General features: G+C 59.5%; 21 protein-coding genes, 2 pseudogenes and 1 riboswitch. Of the genes and pseudogenes, 6 read left to right on the forward strand and 17 right to left on the reverse strand.

Annotation, left to right across the window (positions count from 1 at the left end; all coding sequences use genetic code 11):
- Positions 1 to 26: 26 nt before the first annotated feature.
- Together AC0L3O_RS21970 and AC0L3O_RS21975 are read right to left on the reverse strand one after the other, a co-directional pair.
- Positions 27 to 1,412, reverse strand: a complete 1,386-nt coding sequence (locus tag AC0L3O_RS21970) for a M16 family metallopeptidase (protein WP_473616641.1) — start codon at positions 1,410 to 1,412, stop codon at positions 27 to 29.
- A gap of 4 nt (positions 1,413 to 1,416) precedes the next feature.
- On the reverse strand, positions 1,417 to 2,976 hold the full coding sequence (locus AC0L3O_RS21975) for a M16 family metallopeptidase (RefSeq protein ID WP_473616575.1): 1,560 nt from the start codon (positions 2,974 to 2,976) through the stop codon (positions 1,417 to 1,419).
- Positions 2,977 to 3,490: 514 nt separating this feature from the next.
- Between AC0L3O_RS21975 and AC0L3O_RS21980 the strand changes: the two genes are divergently transcribed.
- Both AC0L3O_RS21980 and AC0L3O_RS21985 read left to right on the forward strand, forming a co-directional pair.
- Positions 3,491 to 3,703: a cold-shock protein gene (locus AC0L3O_RS21980; protein WP_008874821.1), complete on the forward strand. Its 213-nt coding sequence runs from the start codon at positions 3,491 to 3,493 to the stop codon at positions 3,701 to 3,703.
- A 184-nt stretch (positions 3,704 to 3,887) separates the two neighbouring features.
- Complete coding sequence (locus AC0L3O_RS21985; RefSeq protein WP_473616577.1) at positions 3,888 to 4,757, forward strand: prephenate dehydratase; 870 nt, start codon at positions 3,888 to 3,890, stop codon at positions 4,755 to 4,757.
- 397 nt (positions 4,758 to 5,154) lie between these two features.
- On the opposite strand, the gene hemN is transcribed toward AC0L3O_RS21985, so the two are convergent.
- On the reverse strand, positions 5,155 to 6,489 hold the full coding sequence (hemN, locus tag AC0L3O_RS21990; protein ID WP_473513504.1) for an oxygen-independent coproporphyrinogen III oxidase: 1,335 nt from the start codon (positions 6,487 to 6,489) through the stop codon (positions 5,155 to 5,157).
- Positions 6,490 to 6,693: 204 nt separating this feature from the next.
- Positions 6,694 to 7,161 carry a Ros/MucR family transcriptional regulator gene (locus AC0L3O_RS21995; protein WP_065011147.1) on the reverse strand — a complete coding sequence of 156 codons (468 nt, stop codon included), beginning with the start codon at positions 7,159 to 7,161 and terminating at the stop codon, positions 6,694 to 6,696.
- A gap of 536 nt (positions 7,162 to 7,697) precedes the next feature.
- On the opposite strand from AC0L3O_RS21995, the gene AC0L3O_RS22000 reads away from it, so the two are divergent.
- Positions 7,698 to 8,735 (forward strand): cytochrome-c peroxidase, encoded by a 1,038-nt coding sequence (locus AC0L3O_RS22000; protein ID WP_095780368.1) that lies wholly within the window; start codon positions 7,698 to 7,700, stop codon positions 8,733 to 8,735.
- A gap of 220 nt (positions 8,736 to 8,955) precedes the next feature.
- Here AC0L3O_RS22000 and tdh read toward each other — a convergent pair whose 3' ends face one another.
- The 10 genes from tdh to AC0L3O_RS22050 all read right to left on the reverse strand — a co-directional run bounded on the left by tdh (position 8,956) and on the right by AC0L3O_RS22050 (position 22,517).
- Positions 8,956 to 10,008, reverse strand: a complete 1,053-nt coding sequence (gene tdh, locus AC0L3O_RS22005; protein WP_473616578.1) for an L-threonine 3-dehydrogenase — start codon at positions 10,006 to 10,008, stop codon at positions 8,956 to 8,958.
- Positions 10,009 to 10,336: 328 nt separating this feature from the next.
- Positions 10,337 to 12,493 (reverse strand): peptidase domain-containing ABC transporter, encoded by a 2,157-nt coding sequence (locus AC0L3O_RS22010; protein ID WP_473616579.1) that lies wholly within the window; start codon positions 12,491 to 12,493, stop codon positions 10,337 to 10,339.
- 32 nt (positions 12,494 to 12,525) lie between these two features.
- A complete protein-coding gene (locus tag AC0L3O_RS22015) occupies positions 12,526 to 13,611 on the reverse strand; it encodes an HlyD family secretion protein (RefSeq protein ID WP_065007344.1) in 1,086 nt (361 codons plus the stop codon).
- Positions 13,612 to 14,122: 511 nt separating this feature from the next.
- On the reverse strand, positions 14,123 to 14,284 hold the full coding sequence (locus tag AC0L3O_RS22020) for a hypothetical protein (protein ID WP_156768246.1): 162 nt from the start codon (positions 14,282 to 14,284) through the stop codon (positions 14,123 to 14,125).
- 38 nt (positions 14,285 to 14,322) lie between these two features.
- Entirely contained in the window at positions 14,323 to 14,484 is a 162-nt protein-coding gene (locus AC0L3O_RS22025) for a hypothetical protein (protein WP_163603080.1), read from the reverse strand.
- Between the two features lie 271 nt (positions 14,485 to 14,755).
- Positions 14,756 to 14,917: a hypothetical protein gene (locus AC0L3O_RS22030; protein WP_156768248.1), complete on the reverse strand. Its 162-nt coding sequence runs from the start codon at positions 14,915 to 14,917 to the stop codon at positions 14,756 to 14,758.
- Between the two features lie 882 nt (positions 14,918 to 15,799).
- Positions 15,800 to 18,145, reverse strand: a complete 2,346-nt coding sequence (metE, locus tag AC0L3O_RS22035) for a 5-methyltetrahydropteroyltriglutamate--homocysteine S-methyltransferase (protein WP_473513502.1) — start codon at positions 18,143 to 18,145, stop codon at positions 15,800 to 15,802.
- A gap of 115 nt (positions 18,146 to 18,260) precedes the next feature.
- Positions 18,261 to 18,461, reverse strand: a riboswitch (cobalamin riboswitch).
- Between the two features lie 387 nt (positions 18,462 to 18,848).
- A complete protein-coding gene (locus tag AC0L3O_RS22040) occupies positions 18,849 to 19,841 on the reverse strand; it encodes an adenosine kinase (RefSeq protein WP_473616580.1) in 993 nt (330 codons plus the stop codon).
- A gap of 108 nt (positions 19,842 to 19,949) precedes the next feature.
- Positions 19,950 to 21,125, reverse strand: a complete 1,176-nt coding sequence (gene metK, locus AC0L3O_RS22045) for a methionine adenosyltransferase (protein WP_065010977.1) — start codon at positions 21,123 to 21,125, stop codon at positions 19,950 to 19,952.
- A gap of 54 nt (positions 21,126 to 21,179) precedes the next feature.
- Positions 21,180 to 22,517 carry a serine hydroxymethyltransferase gene (locus tag AC0L3O_RS22050; protein ID WP_473616642.1) on the reverse strand — a complete coding sequence of 446 codons (1,338 nt, stop codon included), beginning with the start codon at positions 22,515 to 22,517 and terminating at the stop codon, positions 21,180 to 21,182.
- 102 nt (positions 22,518 to 22,619) lie between these two features.
- On the opposite strand from AC0L3O_RS22050, the gene AC0L3O_RS22055 reads away from it, so the two are divergent.
- The 3 genes and pseudogenes from AC0L3O_RS22055 to AC0L3O_RS22065 all read left to right on the forward strand — a co-directional run.
- Entirely contained in the window at positions 22,620 to 22,802 is a 183-nt protein-coding gene (locus tag AC0L3O_RS22055; protein WP_065010976.1) for a hypothetical protein, read from the forward strand.
- A 670-nt stretch (positions 22,803 to 23,472) separates the two neighbouring features.
- The gene (locus AC0L3O_RS22060) at positions 23,473 to 24,090 is read left to right on the forward strand and encodes a type IV toxin-antitoxin system AbiEi family antitoxin domain-containing protein (protein ID WP_473616582.1); all 618 of its coding nucleotides are present in this window, start codon (positions 23,473 to 23,475) and stop codon (positions 24,088 to 24,090) included.
- Positions 24,083 to 24,719, forward strand: a pseudogene (locus AC0L3O_RS22065) (nucleotidyl transferase AbiEii/AbiGii toxin family protein); the annotation flags it as partial. The gene AC0L3O_RS22060 and the pseudogene AC0L3O_RS22065, both read left to right, overlap by 8 nt.
- On the opposite strand, the pseudogene AC0L3O_RS22070 reads toward AC0L3O_RS22065, so the two are convergent.
- From AC0L3O_RS22070 to AC0L3O_RS22080, 3 genes and pseudogenes are all read right to left on the reverse strand, one after another.
- Positions 24,719 to 24,910, reverse strand: a pseudogene (locus AC0L3O_RS22070) (DUF5131 family protein); the annotation flags it as partial. The pseudogenes AC0L3O_RS22065 and AC0L3O_RS22070 overlap by 1 nt on opposite strands.
- A 50-nt stretch (positions 24,911 to 24,960) precedes the next feature.
- Complete coding sequence (locus AC0L3O_RS22075; protein WP_065010975.1) at positions 24,961 to 25,392, reverse strand: PIN domain-containing protein; 432 nt, start codon at positions 25,390 to 25,392, stop codon at positions 24,961 to 24,963.
- Positions 25,389 to 25,688, reverse strand: a complete 300-nt coding sequence (locus tag AC0L3O_RS22080; RefSeq protein ID WP_082982646.1) for a hypothetical protein — start codon at positions 25,686 to 25,688, stop codon at positions 25,389 to 25,391. Before AC0L3O_RS22080 ends, AC0L3O_RS22075 begins: the two co-directional genes overlap by 4 nt.
- Positions 25,689 to 25,833 lie beyond the last annotated feature (145 nt).

The raw sequence follows: 25,833 nt of genomic DNA on the forward strand, positions 1-25,833 counted from the left end.
TTCTTAGAGCGCGGGATTATTCGCTGTCACGGGACACCAGTTAGCCGCGGGCCAACGCCCATAATGGCGGGCTCGACCGAAAGCAGCTTCTTCGCCACCGCCCTGACCTGGTCGAGCGTCACCTGCTCGATGAGGGCAGGGCGGTGCTGGATGTAGTCTATGCCGCGCTTGTCGAGCTGCAGCCTGAGAAGCGTGGCTGAAATCGCCGTGGAGGAACCCAGATTGCTCATAGCATAGGCCCCGATCAGATACTTTTTGCTCGCTTCGAGCTCGGCCGCTGTTGGCCCGGTGTCCACCAGCTCCTTGATTACTTGTCTAATCAGGTCGAGCGTCTCCGCCGCCCTGTCGGCGCGCGTCGACGTGGTCACGACAAGCGTGTTGGAATGCTGGTGGCCTTCCAAACTAGAGGACACACCGTAGGCCAGGCCACGCTTTTCCCGCACTTCCTGGAACAGACGTGAGGTGAAGGGCGAGCCTCCGAGTATATCGTTTATCAGCTGCGCGGCATAGAATTCCGGGTCGCTGCGTCCGACGCCGGGAAAAGCCAGCTGGAGCGAAGTCTGGGGCAGGGCGTATGCGACCAACGTCCACTGGCCGAGCTTCGGGGTGACATCAGGTACCTGGGCGAGCGCCTGCTTCTGAGGCAAATCGCCGAACAACTGGTCGAGCCTTGCACTCAGGGCTTTGGCATCGATGTCGCCGACAACCGCCACGTGCAGCCCCTCGCGGGCGAAAGCGGCCTTGTGGAAGGCGCTTAGATCGGCGGGCGTTATGCGGGCCAGGCTTTCCTTGGTGCCCTCGGGCGGCCTCGAATACGGATGCGCGCCGTAGAGCCTGCGCCGCCATGCATCCCTGCCGATCGCGTGAGGTTCGCGCTCGTTGGCAATAATGCCGGAGAGAAGCTGAGCGCGGATTCGGTCAAAGGGTTCCTGATCGAAGCGGGGCCTGTTCAACGCGAGCCTGATGAGATCGAAAGCGGCGTCCTGGCGCTGGGAAAGCATGCGCACCGAGCCATAGATGCCGTCAGGCCGCGCGTGGAAGCTCATCTCAGCGCCGGCATCATCGAGCCGCACCTGAAAGGTGTCGCCGCCGTGATCGCCTGCGCCCTCGTCGAACAAGCCGGTCATCAAATTGGCAAGCCCCTCCTTACCGGCCGGGTCCTGGCTGGTGCCGCCGTCAAACACGAACTGGAGCGTGACGATCGGCAGCTTATGGTCTTCCACCAGCCAGGCGGTGATCCCCTTTTCAGATTTCACCTCCTGGATGTTCGCCGCAGCACGGGCGGTACACGCTGGCAGGGTGAGGAAGAAAATAGCAAGGCAAAGGACAGCCAGCCAGGAGGCGAGGCGCCAGCCTTGTCCAAAAGGAGAGGGCAATGCCTGTGGAATGGCCCTGCGGAATTGGTTCGTCATCATATCAATTTTCCTTGGGCAGGAGATAGCCGGTGGTCGAATGGTCGGACACGAGGTAGCGGGCGGCAACGGCCTTAACCTGATCGGCCGTGACCTTGCGGATGCGGTCCGGCCATTCCTCGACGTCTTTCACATTGCCGCCTGTGGCAAGCGTGGCGCCATACATGCCAGCGACGGAGACCTGCTCGTCATGGGCGAAGATGAACGAGCGGATATAGCGGTTTTTCGTCTTCTCCAGTTCGTCGCTGGTGATGCCGTTCCTGGCGATGCTCGCTATCTCGGCGTCGACTGCGGCCTCGACATCCGCAAGCTTCGCCTTGCCGCGCGGCCAGCCACGGATGCTGAACTTGCCAGCATCCAGCATGGTGCCATCGAAATCAGCGTCGGCCGCTGCGGCTATGCCCTGCTTCACAACGAGCTCCTGGTACAGCCGGCTGCGGTTGCCCCCGGCGAGAATCTGTGCCAGCAGGTCCAGCGCCTCGGCTTCGCCGGGCTCGGCGGTGCGATAGGACGGCACCACCCAATATCTGGAAAAGATGGGGACCGAAACGCGGCCATCCCTTAGCGTCAATGTGCGCCTGGTGTTCTGCACCGGCTCAGACGGGCGTTCGCGTGGCGGCAGATCTGGTCCACGCGGGACCTTGCCATAGGTCTTCTCGGCCAGCGCCTTCACGGCCTCGGGCTCGACGTCGCCTGCCACCACCAGCACGGCGTTGTTCGGCCAGTACTTGTCATAAAAAGCCACGGCGTCGTTGCGGTCCAGCTTCTCGATCTCGTGCATCCAGCCGATCACCGGGATCCGGTAGGGTTGGCTCTGCCAGAGCGTCGTGACGACCTCCTCATCGAGAAGCGCCTCCGGATTGTTGTCGACCCTCAAGCGACGCTCCTCGCGGACCACGTCCCGCTCGGTGTTGATGACGTCATCCGTGAGGGTGAGATTGCGCATGCGATCAGCCTCGAAGCTCATCATCTGCTCCACTGCCGAGGGCGCCACTCTTTCGTAGAAGGCAGTATAATCGTAAGAGGTGAAGGCGTTTAGCGAGCCCCCGATCTCCGCCACCGCGCGGTCCAACTCGCCGGCGCCGTGATTGGCCGTCCCTTTGAACATCAGATGCTCGAAGAAATGCGCGATGCCGGATTTGCCCGGAGGTTCGTCGGCACTGCCGACCTTGTACCACACCATATGGGTGACGATGGGCGCGCGGTGATCGGGTATGACGACCACCTCCATGCCGTTGTCGAGCAGGAAATTCGCTATGTCATAGGCGGCCGCCGGAGACGGCGCGGTCGTCAGAAATGCCAGCGCGGTCGCAAAAAGTGCGCCCCGCAGCCAAGCAGACGGTGGCTTCGGTTGTGGTGACCGGGCGATGGACAAGGTTCGCAGGGAAGTGAGTTGTCCCTCAATTTGAAGGTGCTGCGTCCCTGTCGCCCCCACTGGGAGAAGGTGGATCCGTGGGCAGCGCCGGTCCAGACGAGCCCTCACAATGCTGCCAGGCCCGGCTGGGATGTCAGTTTTGAGTAGGTCGGCGAAAGGTGGGGCGGCATTTTTCTGTGTGGGGATCATGGGACGACTCTCCTGCGCGTTTTGCATGACCCCGCAGGAACCGTGCCAGATGAGAAAGCCGTTTCGGCGATGCGATTCAACGGACTCTGTGTTGCCTACCTCCGACATTGTCCGACGTCAGACACCGCCGACTGGGGAGCCTTGCCGCTTAAAGAGGTGGCTAGGTGAAATACCCTTAGGACTGCGGCGAAGATGGTGGCGTTAGCGCGCGCCCGTAGTTGCTGGTCCGCGTACTCTTCTCACATCGGCCGATCGCAGGTCCCTAACAGGACTCCAAACCAGCGATAGACGCGGTTCTGGAATTTACCGGAGCGTTTCAGAACTTGTGTTTGCCATTTGAAGCGCCAGCGCGGGAGACGCTGTCCGCGACAGGCGGTCATGATGGAGCTTGCGAGCCGCTTTAGCGATTTGACCGGGCTTTTGCTATTTTAGCTTTTGCTGCCCTAAAGTCTCGGATATGAAGCGGACCTGGCTTATGGCCTGCCTACATTGAATGGTTACAAAGGAATACACTATGGCGACTGGAACGGTGAAGTGGTTCAACAGCACTAAGGGATTCGGTTTTATCCAGCCTGACAACGGAGGTCAGGACGTTTTCGTCCACATTTCCGCTGTCGAACGAGCAGGCCTCTCGACCCTTAATGAGGGCCAGAAGATCAACTACGAGGTCGAACAGGACCGCCGTACTGGCAAATCATCCGCTGGCAGTCTCAGCAAAGCTGGCTGACCTTTTTCTGCTTCTGCCCGGCAAGAGCCGGGCAGAAGTGCCACTGACCGCGCCATAGGAGCGGGCAAGAACACGGATCCCGGCCGACTGGGGCAGCGGATTGTAGCAAGCTGCTAAATTCTACTGCCACACGATGTTGCAAGCGAAGAGGGGCGGGTCCCAGCCCTCTTAATTTCTGCAGCAGATGCTTATCGCATTCTCGATCGAGCGTGCCGGGGAAATGAACGAGCAATTCAGCCAGCCTCCAGCGATCGACACCTCCTGGATCAAGCGGGCAGGGTACATTGGCCCTGAGGGGACCTGGACCCATCAAGCCTCGCTGGACCTCTTTGGTGACCAAGTTGAACTCGTTCCGTTCAGCGACGGATTGTTCGAAGCATATGAGAATGGCTGCGTCGATGTTGCATGCGTCCCAGCTACGACCTCTCTGGTCGGAGCCACTCCCTACCTCGACCAAGTCTTGAGCTTGAGGTCTCCCACGATTATCGCCGAGTACCCGAAGGTCCTGAGCTACAGCCTCATGGCCAGCAAGGATGCGAGTTTCTCGATGATCGCTAAGGTGGTGGGCCACCCCGTGGCCTTGCAGGAGGTGGCCGGGTGGCTCGACGAGAACATGCCCAATGTCGAGCGAGAGAGCTGTACGGGAGCGACATCTTTCGTCGCTAAGCAAAAATCTCCCTCGATAGCGGCATTTGGTCCTGCGCTTGGTGCCAAGCTGTACAATCTGCAGATATTGCGAACAGGAATTGAAGAAGGGCTGCATAACGTTACGCGGTGGTGGGTGCTCGGGCACAGGACCCCTGCGCCGACAGGATTTGACCGGACGACACTTCACCTCCGCGTTTCAGAGGAAAATCTCGGTTGTGTCCTGAACAGGTTCTCGAATGACAATTTAGCCGTTCTCAATGTCTATCAGCGTCCGACCTGCGAGCGGCTAGACACCCATCAGTATGTCATCGATGTCGCTGGACACGTTTTGACGCACCCGGCGCTGGCCGCGTTGGCGGAGATTGATGGCCTGAGAATTCTCGGATCGTACCCACGTCGCTATTAGTTGTGGCTAGGCTAGGCTAGTTTCCGTCCATAACCCCAAAACTGTTGATCTTATCACTGACGAATAAAAGCCTGCCGCATCGAACTTGATGCGATGTACACGTAATGCGCGAGCGATGGACGAGATCATCGCGCCGACGATCTTGTCGTTCCGCCAGTTTCTTGCCTGCGAAACGGTAGTATTCATAGGCACAGATGTCGACCGGCCGGGCATCTCACAAAACCAGTGACCGTTGTATGACTGTGACGCGTTGTGGGCGGCACGCTCGTCCATTCGGGAAGGTCCAACACTTCAATCCGCGCAGGGGCGCCGTGACCGGGGCCTGCGGCATTTTTACGAGCGTGCCGTTTGGCACGAGCTTATCGCTTTGGCGCCCCTCACGCTGCTTGGCTGTGCTTTATGGGACAACCCGGTCGAGAAAAGCATCGAATGCGGCCGCAACAGCGCGAATCACGAAGCGATGCTCTTGCCGCACCCGGATGAGACCGTTTTCGATGTCAACTACCCCGTCCTCGGCCAGCTTCGCCAGGCGTTCAGTTGAATCGAGAAAGCGGATTGGATCGAATCCATAGGCCGCACAGATTGCCGGCACATCGGCCTCCAAATCGCACATCAGCCGCTCGATGATTGCGGCTCGCACGCGGTCTTCGTCTGTGAGCCGGTAGCCTTTTGACGTTGCCAGACGGCCCCCTGCTATGTGCCGGCTGTAGGACTCGTGTGTCACCTCGTTCTGGACGTAACCATCGCCGACCCGCCCGATAGCCGACGCGCCGAAACCGATCACGGTTTTGCAGGTGTCGGCCGAGTAACCCAGCGAGTTACGGCGTAGCCGACCGCGGGTCTGCGCCAGCGTAAGTTCGTCGTCCGGCAAGGCGAAATGGTCGAGGCCGATCTCTCGGTAGCCGGCCGCAACCAGCGTATCTGCCACGGCCGCAGCCTGTTCGGCGCGGGCGACGCTGTCCGGCAGCGCAGTCTTCTCGATCAGGCGCTGATTCTTGATCACCGATGGAATATGCGCGTAGCCGAACACCGCAAGCCGGTTGGGACGCATGGCGGCGGTTGCCGCCGCAGTCTGGACGCAGGACTCTACCGTCTGATTCGGGAGACCGAACATGAGATCGACGTTGATGCCGCTTACTCCATGCCGGCGCAGCTCTTCGACGGCAGCGGCCGTCTGCGCCTCGCTCTGGACCCGGTTGATCGCTTTCTGAACAATTGGATCAAAACTCTGCACCCCGAGACTCGCGCGGCTCACATTGGCTGCTCCCAGTGCCTCGGCGATCTCGCGCGTGAACGTGCGCGGGTCAATTTCGACGGCGATCGTAGCGGGCTCCCTGAACGCGAAGCGGCGGCGCAGGAGTTCGATCATGGCCAAGAATTCCGCTGCCCCGATCAGGGTCGGGGTTCCACCGCCGAAATGCACGTCGTTCACGACGAGCCTCTGCGGCACTTGCTCCGAGACCAAACGGATCTCGTCACGCAGATCGGCCACATAGTCGAGGATCGGACCATGGTTGCGGGCAATCGTGGTCGGAAAGCCGCAATACCAGCAAATCGATCGGCAGAACGGAATGTGGAGATAGAGCGACACCGGATCGTCAGCCGGCAGACCTCTTAGCCATTCCTCATAGCTTTCTGCGCCGACCGCTGCGGAGAACTCCGGCACAGTCGGATAGATGGTGTACCAAGGCAGGAGAGCCTCGCGATGTTCTTTCAGGATAGAAGTCTGCAACAGTTTCCCTCCCAAGTTGACAACTGTCCTCCTTTTACCCCTGCGATCTCCTGTGTCTCTGCGCTATGTCAATTCCATTCCGCTTCGCGCCGTGTAATCACACCGTGCAAGGAAAAGGCGGGATTTGATCCCGCCTTTCGATGTTTCGCTCACATCATGCCGATCGAGCCGCCAGCCCCACAGCGGGTCTGGATGAGGAAGAAGTCACGCTGGTACCTTCTTTCTGGACCGCTTCTCCGGCGCCGAGACTTCAGGCTCTTTCGGTTTGCGGCCGAGTCCCATTGTCTTGGCCAACGCAGAGCGGGCAGCCGCATAGTTCGGCGCGACCATGGGATAGTCCGCCGGCAGACCCCATTTGGCGCGATATTCATTAGGGCTCAGCCCGTAATGGGTCGACAGATGACGCTTTAGCGATTTGAATTTCTTCCCATCCTCAAGGGAGACAATGTAGTCCGGCGTCACCGATTTTCTGATCGGGACCGCCGGCGTCAACACCGTCGGCTCTTGTGCCGAGACGCGACCGGCCGCCGTGCCCTTCAAAGCTTCGTGCACTTGGCCGATCAGGGCTGAAAGGTCCCCCACCGGAACGGGATTGTTGGAAACATAGGCTGAGACAACATCTGTGGTAAGCTGGATGAGGTTGTCGATGTTTTTGAAGTCTTCTTCTGGCATGAAACTCTCCGGTGGATTGGTCTGCGGAGCGTCGCTTCTAGTGGTGATTTCCGGTGAAAGCAACAAATGTCACGACAGGATTGTTCGTTGCTCGTCCAAGATTGAGGTCTATAGCACCACATCACGCGGTCGTGACACTGATCTGCCTGGTAGTCGCTGTCCCATAACTGCGCCAGTGTCCGCCTTTCCGTTCCGATCTCGTCCGTCTGAATTGCAGAGGGAAGACGCAGAAAGCTTGTAAACCATGAGCCGTGCACTCGATGGGGGCAGAAAAGCTTGCGCGTATGAAACAGGCTGGCGTTGCGCCAGCATGTGGCGACAGGCCACAGAACCGACCAAACCCTCAGGCGAACAAACAGCGACTGCGCGCGCGCCACCATTGAATCCGCCGTCGGGCGATGAATCGCAGTCAATGTCTCCGCCGCTCGATTGGCTTGGTCGACAGGCACGATTCCCTCGATCCGCTGATCTAGCGCAGGGCGTTCGCAGGCCGCATGTGGAGAATGGTTTCCGTGCACATCGTAAGGACTCCATTTATGAAAATTCTATTCCCTGCGGTGGCTGTTGCGCTTGTGGCAGCCACAGCTTTTGCTGCGCAGTCCATTCCGCCAGACCTCAGAGAAACGGCACTGGCCACCTTCAAGCCCTTGCCATTCACGCCGGCGCTCGCCAACAACCCGAGCACGCCGGACAGGATTGCCCTCGGCAAGGCACTGTTCTTCGATCCACGCCTCTCGTCCTCAGGCGTTTTCTCCTGCAACTCGTGCCACAACCTGGCCACCGGGGGCGACGACAATCGTGAAACTTCGATTGGCCATGGTTGGCAGAAGGGGCAGCGCAACGCGCCGACGGTGTTTAACTCTGTCTTCAACAAATCACAGTTTTGGGACGGTCGCGCCGAAGACCTGAAAGCTCAGGCCAAAGGGCCGATACAGGCCGGTGTCGAAATGGCCAACACACCGCATCGAGTGGTCGAGACGTTCAAATCGATGCCGCAATATGTGGAGTTGTTCCATTCAGCTTTCCCGGATGAGGCCAATCCCATCACCCTCGACAATCTAGTCAATGCACTCGCAGACTACGAGGCGACACTGGTCACGCCGGCCCCCTTCGACGCCTTCCTCAATGGCGATGAGACCGCCATCGGTCCCAAAGAGAAACAGGGCCTGGCCCTTTTTATCGAAAAGGGCTGCTCGTCCTGCCATTCCGGTGTCAATATTGGTGGGGAAGGCTATTATCCATTCGGCCTCGTTGAGAAGCCTAGCGCCGACATTCTGCCGGAGAACGACAAGGGACGATTCGCCGTCACCAATGTACCCGAGGATTCCTATGTTTTCCGCGTGCCGTCGCTGCGCAACGTAGCAATCACCGCGCCATACTTTCATTCGGGCAAGGTCTGGGACCTGAGCGAGGCCGTCGCCATCATGGGCACCACCCAGCTTGGCCAAGAGCTAACGCAAATCGAAATCGATCGGATCGTTGCCTACCTTAATTCGCTGACCGGAAAGCGACCGGAGATCACATATCCCATCTTGCCAACTGAAACGCCCACAACACCTCGACCTCGATCCTAGGCATTGGGAAAACAGGCGATCGCGTCGGGGGCCAATGAGCATTCCTTGACCGATCTGGGCGAATGGCCACAAGCGCAGCCGTCCGATTGGGCCGTGATACGTCGCGGCACGATTGAGCGTCGCATGTTGGTGGCATGAGCCACTGCCTTGCACCAGCGATGCCCCTCGCGGGGAGATCGACGGCAGCCAGGGTGGCGTTCCCGTCAGCACCTCCGCAAAGTCACATCGACCAGTCGCCCTGCCAGTCCATCACCACCTTGCCGGAATTGCCGCTCTTCATCGCCTCGAAGCCGGAAATATAGTCGTCCACGCCGATGCGGTGCGTGATCAGGCCGCTGACATCCAGCGGACCCTGCACCAGCGCGATCATCTTGTACCAGGTCTCGAACATTTCGCGGCCATAAATGCCCTTGAGATGCAGCATCTTGAAGATGACCTTGTTCCAGTCGATCTCGAAGCCGGTCGGCGCAATGCCCAAAATGGCGATCTTGCCGCCATTGTTCATGGTGTCGATCATGTCGCGGAAGGCGGGTGCCGCACCCGACATTTCGAGGCCGACGTCAAAACCTTCGGTCATGCCGAGCGCCGGCATGATATCGCGCAGCTTTTCCTTCGACGCGTCGACCACATGCTGGACGCCGAGCTTTTTCGCCAGCGCCAGCCGCACCGGGTTGATGTCGGTGATGACGACCTTTCGCGCGCCGACGCACTGCGCCACCAGCGCACCCATGATGCCGATCGGGCCGGCGCCGGTGACCAGCACGTCCTCGCCGACCAAATCAAAGGACAGTGCGGTGTGAACCGCATTGCCCAAGGGATCGAAGATCGCGGCGATCTCGTCGGGCACGTCGTCGGGGATCGGCACGACGTTGTGCTGCGGTATCGCCAGATATTCACCGAAGGCGCCGGGCCGGTTGACGCCGACGCCGAGCGTGTTGCGGCACAGGTGGCCCCTGCCCGCCCGGCAGTTGCGGCAATGGCCACAGACGATGTGGCCTTCGCCCGATACGCGCTGGCCGACCTTGTATTCGGTGACCGCGGCGCCGAAATCGGCAACCGTTCCGACGAACTCGTGGCCGGTCACCATCGGCACCGGCACGGTCTTCTGCGCCCACTGGTCCCAATTGTAGATGTGGACGTCGGTACCGCAGATCGCGGTCTTCTTGATCTTGATCAGAACGTCGTTCGGGCCGATTTCCGGCACCGGCACTTCTTCCATCCAGATGCCCGGCTCGGCCTTGGCCTTGACCAGCGCCTTCATCATGTTCGACATCAGAATCTCCTTACACGTAGTGTGGTGCGACCAACCGCTCGACCGCACGGACCGCCATATCGCCACCGTGCTTGCCGGCAGCCTGAGCAAGGAGCGTGAGCGGGCCACTTCCTCCCGCAGACCTGGCAGGCGCCTTCCCCAGCTGGTGAAGCTACCGGCAGGGCAGGAGGTTCACCGCTTCTACACAGCCTAGCGGGAGCCGATCTTCTTTGACCGCTCGACCGACGGGCGGTTCAGCGCTCCCGACGGCTCCTATGGCGTTCTGATGAGCCCACCAGCGCGAAGCCATGATTGGTCTTGGGATCTGCAATGTCCTCACCTGAAGCTGTTAGCTGGTTTCGGTTTGCACTCGCCACAAGCGAGCGTAAGCGCCTTCAGTTGCCACCAAATCAGCATGCCTTCCCTCCGCAACAACCCGCCCCTTGTCCAAGACCACTATCTTGTCGGCGCAACGGACGGTGCTGAGTCGATGAGAGATGATGACTATGGTCTTGCCGCCCCGACGCAGATCCTCAACCACTCGCAGGACAAACGCCTCGGCGACCGAGTCGAGAGAGGAGGTTGCTTCGTCGAGGATCAGGATCTCCGGATCCCGATACAGAGCCCGAGCCAACGCAAGGCGCTGCTTCTCGCCTCCGGAGAGGCGTACGCCGCTTTCGCCTAGATAGGCCTGGAAGCCACCGGGCCAGCGCTCGATCACCTCCCGCAGCCCTGTTTGATCGCAGATTTGGAGAATCTTTTCGACGTCCGGCTCGAACTCGCCAAGGGCGATGTTGTCGATCACCGAGCCCGAGAACACGTCGACCGATTGCGGCACCGCAGCCACAACCTTGCGCAGGGATACGGTCGAGAGGTCCTGGAGGGCATAGCGGCCTATCCGTATGTGTCCACCCTCAAGCGGGTAGACATTCTGCAGCAGCGCCGCAAGGGTGCTCTTGCCCGAGCCGCTTTCCCCCACCACCGCTGTCATTTCCCCCTGACGGAAGGTGACGCTAAGATCCTGGAAAAGCTCGAGCTGGCTACCATGGCGGAACGTGACCTTCTCCAGGTGGATGTCGCCAATGTCGGATTTGTCGGCATTGATGCCGCCACCGCTTCCCGGCTCCAGGTCGAAGATCTCGAACAGGCGATCCGCCGCGATAAAAGCATCCTGAACGATCCGGTTGGTCTGAATCAGACTGGCAACCGGCCGGGTGACATAGCCCAGCAAGGTGTAGCAGGACAGTAATTCGCCGGGCGTGATGGTTTGATCGAGGGCAAGCGTCGTTCCGAACCACAGCAGCACGATGGTGAATAGAGTTGCGAGGAAAGTCGAGGTACTGTCTCCAAAGATCGAGATCAGGCCGGAGCTGTAGACGGAATGAAGCATCTTGATGAAGCGGGTCTCCACCTGGAAGTTCGCGAAGCTCTCCATGCCGGAGATCTTGATCGTGGAGACAGCTCCGAGTGACTCCACCAGTTGCGTTTCAAGTTCGGCAGCGTTCTCCATCATGGCGCGCTGTCGATTCCTATGCAGCCGGTTGATGGTCCAATAGACGGAGAGGTACAACGGGATGGAGGCCGCCACGACCAACGCGATCTTCCACGAGTAGATGAACATCAGTCCTAACGAGAACAGTATCATTAGCACGTCGACGAACATGTTGATCGAGACGTCGTTCAGGAAGCTCCTGATCTTCACCGCGTCATTCATGCGGGAAATGATTTCGCCCATGCGCATCGTGTCGAAGAACTTCTGAGGCAGGCTTAGGATGTGATTGTAATAGCCAAGGATTAGGTGGACGTCGATCTTCTGTCCCGTTTGCAGGACGAGCCGGTTTCTGAGGAGATTGATTACGACCTGTACAATCAAGATCAGCAGCATGGCGACGCTCATCAGGTTGAGCAGATTTCGGTTGCCCGCTGTAATCACATGATCGACGATTTTCTGGACGTAAATGGCCGTCGAGAGCCCAAGGATCGTCGTCACCAGGGCCCCGGCGAGAGCCTGCGCCATCGCCGCCTTGTGTGGCGCAAGCAGACGTACGAAACGACCTAGGGGTGAGCTGGTCTCGTCGCGGCGCTTGAAGGTGTCTGCCGGAACCAGGAGCACCAGGGCGCCAGTCCATTGCTTTTTGAATTCCTCGTGCGCCAGCTTGCGGATTTCACCATAGGCTGGGTCCATGACGATGACCCACCTGGCATTGATCGCCTGGACTACGACGAAGTGATGCAGGACCTCGTTGACGATTACGTGCGCGATGGCGGGCTTGGGGATCTTGTATAGGCTGTCGAAACCACCCTTTACCCCCTTGGCAACGAAGCCCAGCTTCCGGGCCGCTTCCATGAGGCCCAGCACAGTAGTGCCGGAGCGGTCGGTCGAGGCATACTGCCGGACGCGCGACAGCGGCAGCTTGTAGCCATAGAAGGCCGCGACAGAAGCAAGGCTGGCGGCCCCGCAATCGGTGATGTCGCGCTGCTTGAACTTGATGGCTTTGCTCGACATAGCGGCTCGCTGACTTTTTGGAAAATGAAGGATCAGTGGCTCGCCAGGAGCGGATTGAGCCAATCGTCGGCCTCGTTGTACAGGAGTCCCAGGACACTGCGGTCACCCAGGAGGAAGCGGGCCCGGACGGTCATGCCTTTCTTCAGGTTACCGATGACCCCGTGCTTGAGGGCGAGGTGGCGGCGAGAGAGCGCGCAGCGGACCTTGAAGACCGGTCTCCCGTCGTGCAGGGTGAAGTCGTGCGCCACGTCGAGCACCGTCGCGTCAATGACACCCCATTGATTGTAGTTGAAGGCATCCACTTGGAGACGCACCGACTGGCCCGGGCGGACAAAGCCGATGTCGTTGGGGGAAACGAAGATTTCCGCCACCAGTTCACCATCCGGCGAAACCCAAGCGACGGTTTGCCCGGCCTGGACGTAGCTGCTGGAAGCGAGGCCCGAGAATTGCTCGAGAGCGCCTGATACGGGGGCTCGAATGAGAGTCAGGTCCCGTTCGCTCTCAAGCTGATGCACGGTGGCCGTGAGTTCCTGGAGGCGCAGGTTAACGTCGAACAGCTGCTGGTTCCATTCGGCCAATTTGCGCCGGGCGAGGATCTCGCCCTGGATCTCGACATTCTGAAGTGCGAAGGCGTTTTCCTCAACGGACTTTGCCGGTGCTACAGCAGCGGAGAGCAGTCGCTTAGCACGCTCAAGTTCCGCGGCCGCATTATCGCGGGCATATCGGTTCTCCCGCAGCAGGTTGAGGAAATGGGCGCGCTCGGCCGTGGCTGACTCGGTTAAGAGGCGGATCGGGTCCTTGGCTTGCGTGCCGGAGGAGATCAGGGTTTCGAGGTCACTGGCAAAATCGCTCTTCGCGCGAATATCGCCTTTAAGCGCCCTGAGCTTTTCCTCAACCACCCCATCATCGAGGGCGAGGATCTCTTGCCCCTGAGCAACCAGATCGTTTTCGGCGGCAAGGATGCGGGAGATGCGTCCGGAGACCGGCGCCACCAGGGGCGTCTTCTCGACGGTGGGTCGAATAATACCGGCACTTTGGAAAGATACCATTACTGTGATGAAAGGCAGCGAGACCAGCGCCGCAGCCACAGAGAGCAAAATAATCTTGTAGATGATCAAAGATCTATCTGATCCTCGAGAAAGGATGCTCTCTGCAGTGCAGTTGGCAAGTTCAGGAATAAGTGAGATATTGATCACGGTCTCGCTGGTCACAATGATATTGATCTATGATGTTGCCAATCATCCACCATGTCTTCGGCGCGTACTACATCAACGAATCCTACAGCAGAAACTGAGGCTATGAACCAAGGGCCACCGGAAGTCGATGATCCCGCTTCTCGGGTTAACTCGGTCAAGCCGTATACTGATATGTCGGTATCCATTGTTTTCCTTTCCAAAATTCAACGATGAAAGTCGGCGATCATTCTGCAGCTCGGCAGCACTTCCCCGCGCCTAAAGGCGGCAATACCCATGCCGACTACGCAAATAGAGGCCAAAAAGGCGTTCTGTAGCTTATTCCAAACCCAACTGAGAGTGCGTCGGCCGTACATCACGCATACGACAAACCAGGCGACATCTGCCTGGAGGTGACCGAGGTCAACCCCAGGCGGCGCGAATATTATGGATCTTCTTAATGATGCTTAATATATGTTATCACGGCTGCTATACCCAGTGCTATCGCAGCAACTCCGCCAAATACTGCCGACGCCAGCCAGAACCACCCTCCGGACGTTGCACATGCTTCTTCGCGCGTTAACTCGGTCACACCATAGGCTTGCAGATTGGTCTTCATTTTTTCTCCTTTCTTAGAGCTTGAAATGTAAGGGTGAATCAGTGATTTGGGTCGGCGACTTTTGCCCCTATGCTTACAGCTGCAAGGCCGAACGTCCCCAAAATCGCGAAAGCTATTGCCCAAAACATCCCTCCCGAAATTGCAGATGCTTCTTCGGGAACCAATTCGGTCACACCATAAGCTGACATTTCCGCCTTCATTTGTTTTCTCCTTTCCCAGAGCTCAAAATAATACGATGAATCAGTAATGCACGCTCGGCGGCGTGTGCCGCCGTCCAACGAGAACATCAAGAGTCGTGCCAACTGCACAGGAAGCTCCGGAACAGCGCTTATGCTTTTTTGTTTCGGCGGCTTAATTGAGAGCGCGGCGGCACGCCGGGCCGAACATCACGCTGTCAGCGCGACAAACCAGGCCACAGCTGCCTGGAGATGACAAAGGTCAACCCCAGAGCAGTCGCGAATATTATGGATCTTAATGATGCTTAACATATGTTATCACGGCTGCTATACCAAATACTAACGCAGCAACTCCGCTAAATACTGCCGACGCCAGCCAGAACCACCCTCCCGACGTTGCACATGCTTCTTCGCGCGTTAACTCGGTCACACCATAAGCTTGCATATTGGTCTTCATTTTTTTCTCCTTTCCTAGAGCTTGAAATGTAAGGGTGAATCAGTGATTTGGGTCGGCGACTTTTGCCCCTATGCTTACAGCTGCAAGGCCGAACGTCCCAAAATCGCGAAAGCTATTGCCCAAAACATCCCTCCCGAAATTGCAGATGCTTCTTCGGGAGCCAATTCGGTCACACCATAGGCTGAGATATCGGTCGTCATTGTTGGCCCATTCTAGTGCTGAATAAGAGCATGAATCAGTGATACCGGTCGGACGCGTATGCCGCCATACCACTAGAACATCAAGAGTCGTGCCAACTGGGTAGGAAGCGCCTCAGAAAAACTGTTCTGCACGTTATCAATGGCTTCACTGAAAGCGCGGCAACACGCCGGGCCCAACATCGCCGTGTCGCTAACTCGACAAACCCGACAGTAGGGGCCAACCCAAGGTGCGTCGGTCTCCTTAGGTCGGCGCTGAGGTCCGGGTTCGTACGTCGGGCCGCGACCGGGACATCCATTGTGCAACCGAAGCTACGTCATCGAAGCGACGAGTCCGGCTGTAACGGACTCGACTGGATCGGCCGCTATCTCGATGGTGCCGGTGCTCAGGCGGCATCCTCAAGCGTTGGCCCTCGGTGAAGTGTCTGTTGGCCGCTGGCGCCTGTGAGAGGCTGCAGCTCATGGACAAAGCCGTCTTCCTTCATTTCGTGGCGAAATCATCCGTCCTTCGGACGACCAGAAGCGCTTCCAGATCCTGCCCGCCGCTGAGTCGTCGCGCGGACCTTCGGCTGGACGACAAGGGTGGGGGGCCTCGCACGCGTCTTCGAGCAGTGCGCGGCTTTTCGATGCCGTTCCTTCTGCCTTGAATTCGATCCGCGAATCCCGCTGGTCACATGTTTGCCGGTCACACTGGCCCAGCGACCTGCGCCCGCTCTTTCTCCCGCAGCGCGCATGCGGCAGCGACCATGTTCATGAGGGCAGGCCGGACCTCCTCCCATTTCCTTGTTTTGAGGCCACAATCCGGATTCACCCACAGTTGGCCGTCCGACAGTCGCGCGCGGGCAAGTTGGGCGAGATGTAAAATTTCGCCGACTTCCGGGATACGTGGTGAGTGAATGTCGTAGACGCCAGGACCGATGTCATTCGGATATTTGGACTTCGTGAAGGCGTCTAGCAGTTCCATTTTGGAGCGCGACGTCTCAATCGAAATCACGTCCGCGTCCAGTTCAGCGATCGAGTCGATGATCTCATTGAACTCAGAATAGCACATGTGGGTGTGAATTTGGGTCGCGTCCGCTACACCCGTTGAAGCGAGCCGGAAGCATTCGACAGCCCAGCCGAGATAATGTTTCCAGTCGGACTTCCGCAGGGGCAAGCCTTCGCGAAACGCGGCCTCATCGATCTGGATCACCCTTGCGCCAGCTCTTTCCAGGTCGGCCACTTCATCGCGGATGGCGAGCGCGATTTGGCGGCAGACCTCGGCGCGGGGTACGTCGTCGCGCACAAAAGACCAGTTAAGAATGGTCACTGGGCCTGTGAGCATGCCCTTTACCGGCTTTTTCGTCAGCGACTGGGCAAATTGCCACCAGAGGACCGTCATCGGATTGGGCCGCGATACGTCGCCGAAGATGATGGGAGGGCGCACGAGCCGGGAGCCGTAACTTTGCACCCAGCCATGCTGGGTGAAGGCGAGGCCGGACAGCTGCTCGCCGAAATGCTGCACCATGTCGTTTCGTTCGAACTCGCCGTGTACCAGCACGTCCAGCCCGATCTCCTCCTGCCAACGCACAGCCGCCTCAGTCTCCTTCTTCAGGAAGGCCTGGTAGTCGACATAGCTCAGCCGGCCCTTCGCGTGAGCGGAGCGCGCCCTGCGCACCTCGTGCGTCTGCGGGAAGGACCCGATGGTCGTCGTCGGGAACGGCGGCAGGCGGAGCGTGTCGGCCTGGACTCTCGAGCGCTTGGCAAATGCGCGCTTTCGTTGCTTCATGACGCCGTCAATGCTGCTAATTCGACCGTGGACGAGCGGATCATGGACCTTTGTAGACATTGCGCGCGCGGCGGCCGCCTCGGCAGAAGCTTTCAGTGAGCCTGCTACGGCCTCCCTGCCTTCGGATAAGGCTTGGGCCAGCACGAGCAGCTCTTCAGTCTTCTGGGCGGCGAATGCCAGCCACGAACTGACGTCCACATCCAGCGCGGTCTCCATCCGCAGGTCCATCGGCACATGAAGCATCGAGCAGGAAGGCGCAATCTCGACGCGATCCAGCGGCCAGCCGGCAACGACCGGCTTGATGCGGTCGAGAATGGCAGCCAGGTTCGCGCGCCAGACGTTGCGGCCGTCGATCAAGCCAAGTGAGAGCACCAGATCCTTCGGTGCGAGCCGACCAACCGTCTCCAACTGCTCGGGAGCGCGCACGAGATCGAGATGTAGGCCCGCCAGGCGCAGCGAAAGCGTGGTCTCGAGATTGTCCCCGAGCGGCCCGAAATAGGTAGCCAGCATAATTTTCAACTTGGGCGCGGCTTTCGACAGCTGGCCGTAGGTGAATTCGAAGGCAGCTCGTTCGATCGGGTTAAGATCGAGCACAAGCGCCGGCTCATCAATCTGCACCCAGTCCGCCCCCGAGAGCTCCAGCGTCCGCAGGAGTTGCTCGTAGACGGGCAGCAGCCGCGGTAGGAGCGCTATCGGATCGAAACCCTGGTCGGGAGACTTCGCCAGCTTGAGGAAGGTGACCGGTCCAAGGATGACCGGGCGTGTATGGATGCCAAGCTCTTTTGCCTCCAGAAAGTGATCGACTGGGTTCGTCGACGAGAGCGCGAATGTCTGATCCTGGCTCAGCTCCGGCACGATGTAGTGGTAGTTAGTGTCGAACCATTTGGTCATTTCCATCGCGGTTACGCGCTGCCCCTGAACTGCATGCCCGTGACTGGCGTGTCCACAACCCGCAGTATCGCCTTGCGTCCCGCGCGCCATCGCGAAGTAGATGTCGAGCGGGACCTCGCCGCCCGTCCAGCCGTAACGAGCTGGCACGGCGCCGACCATTGCTGCGGTGTCGAGCACATGGTCATACAGTGAGAAGTCGTTCGACGGGATTTTCGACACGCCGCGGTCGTGCTGCTCGCTCCAGCTGGCGGCACGGAGTGCCTTCGCCGTCGACAGAAGGTTGGCAGCAGAAGATTTTCCGGACCAGTAGCTTTCGAGCGCGAATTTCAGTTCTCGCCGGCGACCGACACGCGGCATGCCAAGCGTTGCTATGGGAACTTGCTGGGAGACATTCATTCCATACCCCGATGGTTGCGGCGGGGACAAGGAAGGCGCTAGCAGGCCGGCATAAACGCCGAGCTGCCGCGGCCACCAGACACCCCGCCCGTGGACGTTGTTTACCGTGGCAGGTCTCCTGGCTCGCGGGTCACAGCCTCTGCCCCGTCTTCCCGGGGCAGTTCGCCCCAGTGACATTGATGGGTTTGGCTCGCCGCTTACAGTTGCGGGGGCAGCGCCGGCATTGCACCGGCTTCCCTCTTAGCTCTGCTACGGCAACGCCTAGCGGAGAACCACGACACGCGGACAATCGCAGCAGCCCGCTTTGTTGTCAATGAGGTATAAAGAAATGTTTATGTGTTTATGTGAACTGTTCACCTGCGGCTCCCAATTCGGAGGTCGCCGTAGAGCTGAGCCTTCTGCGCCACTCTCCGGTGTGCGCAGGCTGTGCCTGGCCGCTCGGGCAATCTGCCATTTGTACGATCCCGTCCCAAAACGACTTCGTCAAAAATGGCGCGTGTTGGCCATTCATGATCGGGCAGTACTGGCCCGAAGTGCGACAACGTTCCTGAGCCTCAACAACCAGAAATTTGGAGAAAAACCGCCATCCTTCTCGGACTGGTACGCGTTCGATTTACACGCGCTCGTCTGGACAGCCTGCACAACAGGAAGGTGGGCAACACGTGGCGGAAATGCCGCCCTACAGCGAACCCGCCTGTTCAGCCTCGCGGCGCAAATTCTGCCGGGGTCTGGGGCCGATCTGCTGGATCACCAATCCGGCCGCCAGTGAGCCAAGGTCGCCGCAGGTCTGCAGGTCGCGGCCTTGCGTGTAGCCATGCAGGAAGCCGGCGGCATAGAGATCGCCGGCGCCTGTCGTGTCAACCAGTTCCTTGATCGCGGTCGCCTTGATCACCACGGTCTCGCCGCCGCGCACGATCACCGAGCCCTTTTCAGAACAGGTCACGGCGGCGATCCTGCAATCCGTGCGGATCTGCGCCAGTGCCTCGTCGAACGAGGCGGTCTGGTACAGCGACTTGATCTCGTGGCTGTTGGCAAACACGATGTCGACGGTGCCCGAGCGCATCAGCTCCAGAAACTCCTCGCGGTAGCGGTCGACGCAGAACGAATCCGACAATGTCATCGACACTTCGCGCCCGGCTGCGTGGGCGAGCTTCGCCGTCTGCCGGAACGCTTCCTTGGCGCGCGGCGGGTCCCACAGATAGCCCTCGAAATAGGTAACGGCGGCGCCCGACGCCTTGTCCGCCTCGACATCCTCCGGACCGAGCTCGACGCAAGCGCCGAGATAGGTGTTCATCGAGCGCTCGCCGTCCGGCGTGACGAAGATCATCGAGCGCGCCGTCGGCGGTTCGCCATTGAGCGGCCTGGTGTCGAAGGCGACGCCCTGGGCGTGCATGTCATGGGCGTAGATCTCGCCGAGCGTGTCATTCGAGACCTTGCCGAAGAAGGCGGCGCGGCCGCCGAAGCTGGCGACGCCCGCCGCCGTGTTGCCGGCGCTGCCGCCGGAGGCTTCGAGGGCCGGGCCCATGCGGCTGTAGAGCAGCTCGGCGCGCCTCATGTCGATCAAATTCATCGCGCCCTTGATGATGCCGTTCGTCTCAAGGAATGCCTCGTCGCACTGGGCGATGATGTCGACAATGGCATTACCGATACAAAGCACGTCATAGTCCAGCATCTATTCATATCTCCGCCAAAAACCCACCCTCTGCCGCGCCGGGCGCGGGCGGGTTTTTGCAGGTGTGGAATGGAGTTGCCGTATGCCGCTGCATCCAACATCGGCGCATCACGCTGCTGCCGGTCCTGCCTCACGCAGCAGGTCCTCAGCTCTGTCCGTCCTTTCCCACGTGAACTCCGGCTCTTCGCGGCCGAAGTGTCCGTATGTCGCGGTCTTGCGGTATATTGGGCGTAAGAGATCAAGCATCTTGATGATGCCTTTCGGTCGGAGATTGAAAAGCTCAAGAACGACGCGCTCGATCCTTTTTTCGTCGATCTTTGCGGTTCCGAAGGTATTGATCAGGATAGACACCGGCGCGGCCACACCGATCGCGTAGGCAAGCTGAACCTCGCAGACATCCGCAAGGCCGCTTGCAACGACATTTTTTGCGACGTACCGCGCCGCATAGGCGGCCGAGCGATCAACCTTGGACGGGTCCTTGCCCGAAAAGGCGCCGCCGCCGTGACGCCCCATCCCACCGTAGGAATCGACGATGATCTTGCGTCCGGTGAGCCCGCAGTCGCCGCGCGGCCCACCGACCACGAACCGGCCTGTTGGATTGACCAGGAACCTTATCCCCGTCGTATCCAAGTCGTGGGGCAAGACCGGCCTTATGATCTCCTCAATGACGCCTTCGCGGACTGTGGCTTGTGAGACCTCCTCGTCATGCTGCGTCGACAGGACTATGGTATCAAGCGCTACCGGGCGCAAACCCTCATAACGGACCGACACTTGAGATTTAACGTCCGGGCGAAGCCAGCCAAGGCGTCCGGTTTGGCGCACCTCTGCCTGTTTTTTTGTCAATTCGTGAGCGAGTTGGATTGGCAACGGCATCAATGTTTCGGTCTCGTTGCACGCGTACCCGAACATGAGGCCCTGATCCCCCGCTCCCTGCTCGAGATCCTGCCCTCGTCCCTCGTCGACGCCCTGGCTGATGTCAGGCGACTGCTCGGTCAAGGCCAAGATCACGGCGCAACGCCGGCCGTCAAAGCCGATCGCATCGTCGTCATATCCAATGTCCAAGATGATATCGCGGGCAACTTGGCTGTAGTCGATCTGCGCGTCGCTGGTGATCTCGCCAGCCAGAACGACCATCCCTGACTTCACCAACGCTTCACAAGCAACACGAGCCGTAGGATCCTTGCGGAGGATCGCATCGAGGACGCCATCTGAGATATTGTCGGCCATCTTGTCGGGATGTCCCGCGCCGACGGATTCGGAAGAGAACACGAATTGTCTGGTCATGGAATGTCCTCGCTTCAAACGTTGGAATTGGATGTGACAGTTGATCTGGCCGTCTTACCTGTCGGAGATGCCAGGCACGTCGAACGCAGCGCAGAAGTCGGCAACGTCTCTGCGCACCCTGGCATGCACGTCCGAATCATCGGGCTGGCGACAGACCAGGTCGATGAAAGCGGCAATCTGCACCATTTCCGCCTCGCGCATGCCCACAGACGTCACTGCTGGCGTACCTAAGCGTATGCCGCTGGTGAGCGCGGGATGGCGCCGGTCGCCCGGCACCATGTTGAAATTCGTAATGATGCCCGCTTGCGACAAGCGCTCGGCATAGGCTTTCCCGGATAGCGGCCGGTCCCGAAGATCAAGGATCAGCATGTGATTGTCAGTGCCCCCCGTGACGAGCTCATAACCTCGCTGTAGAAGCGCCTGGGCCAGCGCCTTGGCATTTTTGACGATCTGCTGACCGTACACACGGAAGGACAGGTTCCCTGCTTCCTGCAGAGCGACAGCTAGCGCGGCAATCGTATTCATGTGCGGTCCGCCCTGGAGGAGAGGGAACACGGCACGGTCTATGCGTTTGGCCAGATTGTGTTTGCTCTTGGAATGATAGAGCGCCTGATAGCGGTCTTCATTCCTTGACAAGATGAAGCCACCGCGAGGGCCGCGGATCGACTTGTGAGAGGTGCTGGTGACCACATCGCAATGGCCAACAGGATTCGGATGCACTCCTGCGACAACGAGGCCGGTGATGTGGGCGATGTCGGCCACGAGATAGGAGTTCACCTCGGAAGCAATTTCGGCCATTGCCTCATAGTCAAAGATACGCGGATAAGCAGTTCCGCCGACCCAAATGAGCTTCGGTCGTTCCCGTTTGGCCGTCTCGCGCAAGCGGTCATGGTCAATCTGCTGCGTCTTGTCGTGCAGCCCGTACGGAACTCGCTGATAGTCAGTGCCGGAGAAGTTGACGACCCAACCGTGAGTCAGATGCCCGCCGCCGGGGAGCGTCAAGCCCATCATCTTGTCTCCCGGACACAACAGCGCTCGACAGACAGCCTGATTGGCCGGCGAGCCGGAATAAGGCTGCACGTTGGCGTGTTCACAGCCGAATAGCGCCTTCAATCGCTCGATGGCAAGGTTCTCAAGCTCATCGACGATCTCGTTTCCGGCGTAGTAGCGCGCGCCGGGATATCCCTCGGCATACTTGTTGGTGAAAATAGACCCGGTCGCTTCCAACACCGCCGAGGACGCGAAGTTCTCGGAGGCGATAAGTTTGAGGGTCGTCCGCTCCTGGCGCTCTTGTCTTAAAAGCAGCTCGTGAACGCGAGAATCTACGGCAGCCAGGTGAGGCCACCCGTAAGTGTCAGGCTCCGCGATGGCGCCGCCAGTCGAATTGTTCATATCAGCTTCGCGCTCCATTGGGACTAAGTTTCAGGACAAGCAGGCGGCCACCTTGGACCGCGCCCCCTGTATCGCCTCCAGGCGCTGTAGGTCTTGTGTGTGATGGCCATCGCCGTGGGGCAGGAGATCAACCAACAATTGAACCAAGCCGCCGTCCGAGCCTCCTGCTTCGAGGTGGTACGAAGGCCAGGGGCGCTGTTCGTTGCCGAGAAGAAAGCCGGCTCTGGCGAGCTGGCGGACGTGTGCGACCACGTGCTCGCGAGACAGACTCAGAACTTCTGCTAGCTCGCAGACGGTTAGGTCCGCATGCGCACAAAGTCCCAGGATTCGAAGTCGATCAAGATGAGCCGCGGCCTTTAGGCGCATGACCAGTGTCACCATCGGCCGGCACTCCTTGTATTGACTTCGTCCATTTGGCGTCCTCCCACTAATTTCAGAGGCAATCTTGCCGTCCGGCGAGGTCAATACGCCCGACCGCATCGCAGATCGTTTCCGATACGCCACGGTCTCGACCCGCGGCTCAAATGACAGGCTCAACGTACATATTCTCAGCGGTTTAGAGTGCTAAAAGTCCGCGATTTTCTTTGAAGGATCTGTTGCGACACGTGCATACCGGCTAGGATGCGCCCCAGCACAACGGCGGCTGCGCGGTAAGGCCGGCTTGCGAAGATGCGGCGAACGGCCGAGGCCTTCATGCGCTGGTCCCCGCGCGATGGGCAGGACGCTCAGCATCGACGGGGATGAAAAATCCATGTTGTCCATGGCTCCGATCTCTATCCCGATGGACCACATCCCAGGGAAACCAATATCCTGCTCGAAGTCGCCGCCGTCCACGGCGAACTCAAAGCATGGCTGCGGCGCAAGGCTCAATGCAGCTGACGATTGGCTTCATTGATTCTCAACAAGTGATACAAATCCTCGGACTGTAACCCCTTAGTCCCGAGATTTCGTATCAATGCCAGAGCCCGCTCCCCAGCGCCAAATCGCCCACGCACTTCTGACAGTGCGCGGAATCGCGCGTCTCGCGGAGCTGCGCAACGCCGGCGTAACAGCGGCCACGATGAGTCGCATGGAACGGGATGGGGAGGTGCTCCGGCTCGCACGCGGCCTCTACCAGCTCTCCGATGCGCCGCTCGACGCCAATCATAGCCTAGCCGAGGCTGCCAAGCGCGTACCCAAAGGCGTTGTCTGCCTTGTGTCAGCCCTGGCATTCCACCAGCTGACCGATCAGCTTCCGAGACAGGTATGGCTGGCCATCGGCCAGAAGGACTGGGCTCCCAAACCCAACGGCACACCCATTCGCATCGTGCGTTTTACCGAAAGTCTGCTCAACGACAGCGTCGAAACTCATGTTGTCGAGGGCGTGACCGTAAAGGTCTTTGGGGTTGTCACAACAATCGCGGACTGTTTCCGATATCGCAACAAGATCGGCCTGTCGGTGGCGATCGAGGGCCTCCAGGAAGCGCTTCGCCAGCGCAAGGCCACGCCCGGCGAAATTGCCAGGCAGTCCGAGCGTGGCGGTGTCGCCACGGTCATCCGGCCGTATATCGAGGCGCTGACTGCCAATGGCTAAAGAGATCAAGAACATCGGCGCCTCGGTGCGCGCACGTCTGCTGCAACTCGCCAAGGTAAGTGGCCAGAGCTTCGATCTGGTTCTGACCCGCTTCGCCCTCGAGCGGCTGCTTTTCCGGCTTAGCCAGTCACCCCACGCCGACCGTTTCGTGCTGAAGGCGCGATGCTGATGATGAGCTGGTTCGATGATCCGCACCGCGGCACCCGCGACCTTGACCTGCTGGATTTTGGCGATCCGAGCGCGGAGCCAATGCTGGCGACCTTTCGGGAGGTCCTGGCGCAGGACGCCGGCGATGGCGTCGAGTTCGACGCTGACGCACTCCGGGTCGACCGCATACGCGAGGAGCTGGAGTATGGTGGGCTCAGGCTGCGGACGACGGCCTCGATCAGCGGCGCCCGGGTCAGCCTGACGATCGACATCGGCTTTGGCGATGCGCTGGAGCCTGGTGCCGAAGAGCTGGACTATCCTTCCATGCTCGACTTCCCATGCCCCGGCTGCGGGCTTATGCGCGGGAAACTGTCATTGCCGAGAAATATCAGGCGATGGTGGCGCTGGGGCGGGCGAATAGCAGGATGAAGGACTTCTACGACATCTGGATTCTCAGCCGGTCCTTCACCTTCGACGACGACGCCTCGCGGTCTTCCCGCACCACGCCATTCCACACCGTGCGCTTTCCCGTTTTACGGGTAAGCCCCGCATATTTCGCGATGCCCATGGCCTCAGGCCGTCTGGCCATCTCCATTGCATAACAATGGGTGCAGCCTGCCGTAACGATCGAGCACCCTGCGACCGGGTTCCAAGTGGAGTCTGTCCACTCTATCTGGGTTCAGTCATCTTACCCTCCCGAGCATTCCTTGACCCGCCGCCGCATCAGACCGCTCCGCGTATCGGATTGACGACCTCGAGCCCGGCAAAGTCTTTTTCGTTATCCGTTACCAGCACGCACTCGTTCGCTCCGGCGACAGCGGCGATGATCATGTCGAGCCCGCTGCGCGGCTTGCCGGCCGCTTTTCCTCCTGCCATCAGCCGCGCCCAGATCAGCCCGGCTTTGTCGTCGAACGAGAGGATGCGGCCCGCAAACAGCGCCGGCGGCCCCTCAGGCCCAGAGAACCACTTTTCAAGTGCGTCGCGTTTTTTCCCGCGCGGCTTCTCCAGAACCCCGCGAAGAATTTCCGCAACGGTCAGCGAAGCGATAAACAAATCCTCGTCACGCTGTCTCGACATCCATGCCAGGAGCGATTCCGACGGCTGCGATTTGACGACATTGCTGATGATGTTGGTATCGAGGAGGTAGCCTGTCACAGGTCGATCTTCCGTCCCTCTTCATGGGGGCGGGAAAGATCGAGGTCAGCTCCCACCAGCGGCGAACGACGCAATGCGGCGAGGATCCCGCCAGGCTTGGGTGGCTCGCCCGCGATGGTCTGGCTGACAGCAGCGCGCAGGCTAGAGGCATCCGGCCCATCTTCGGCCAGGCGGCGAGCCAAAGATCGAATGAGGTCGCGATCAGCATCGCGGCCAAGCACTTCGAAGCGCGCCAAGCCGCGCTCGCTGAGGCGAGATCGATAGTTTTGAATGGCGCGTTTTTGCGAGCTGCCCATAGTTGCCTCCGACATATTTCCAGTAATATAACCAGAACGCAGGGTTTGATCAAGGCGCGGGCAGTCCGGGCGGTGCTCCCTTGCGGTTGGATGGCATCGGTCCAGGATGCGTGATATATATGTTGCGCGACGGTATTTAACGAGC

This window comes from Mesorhizobium sp. WSM4810 (assembly GCF_055811235.1).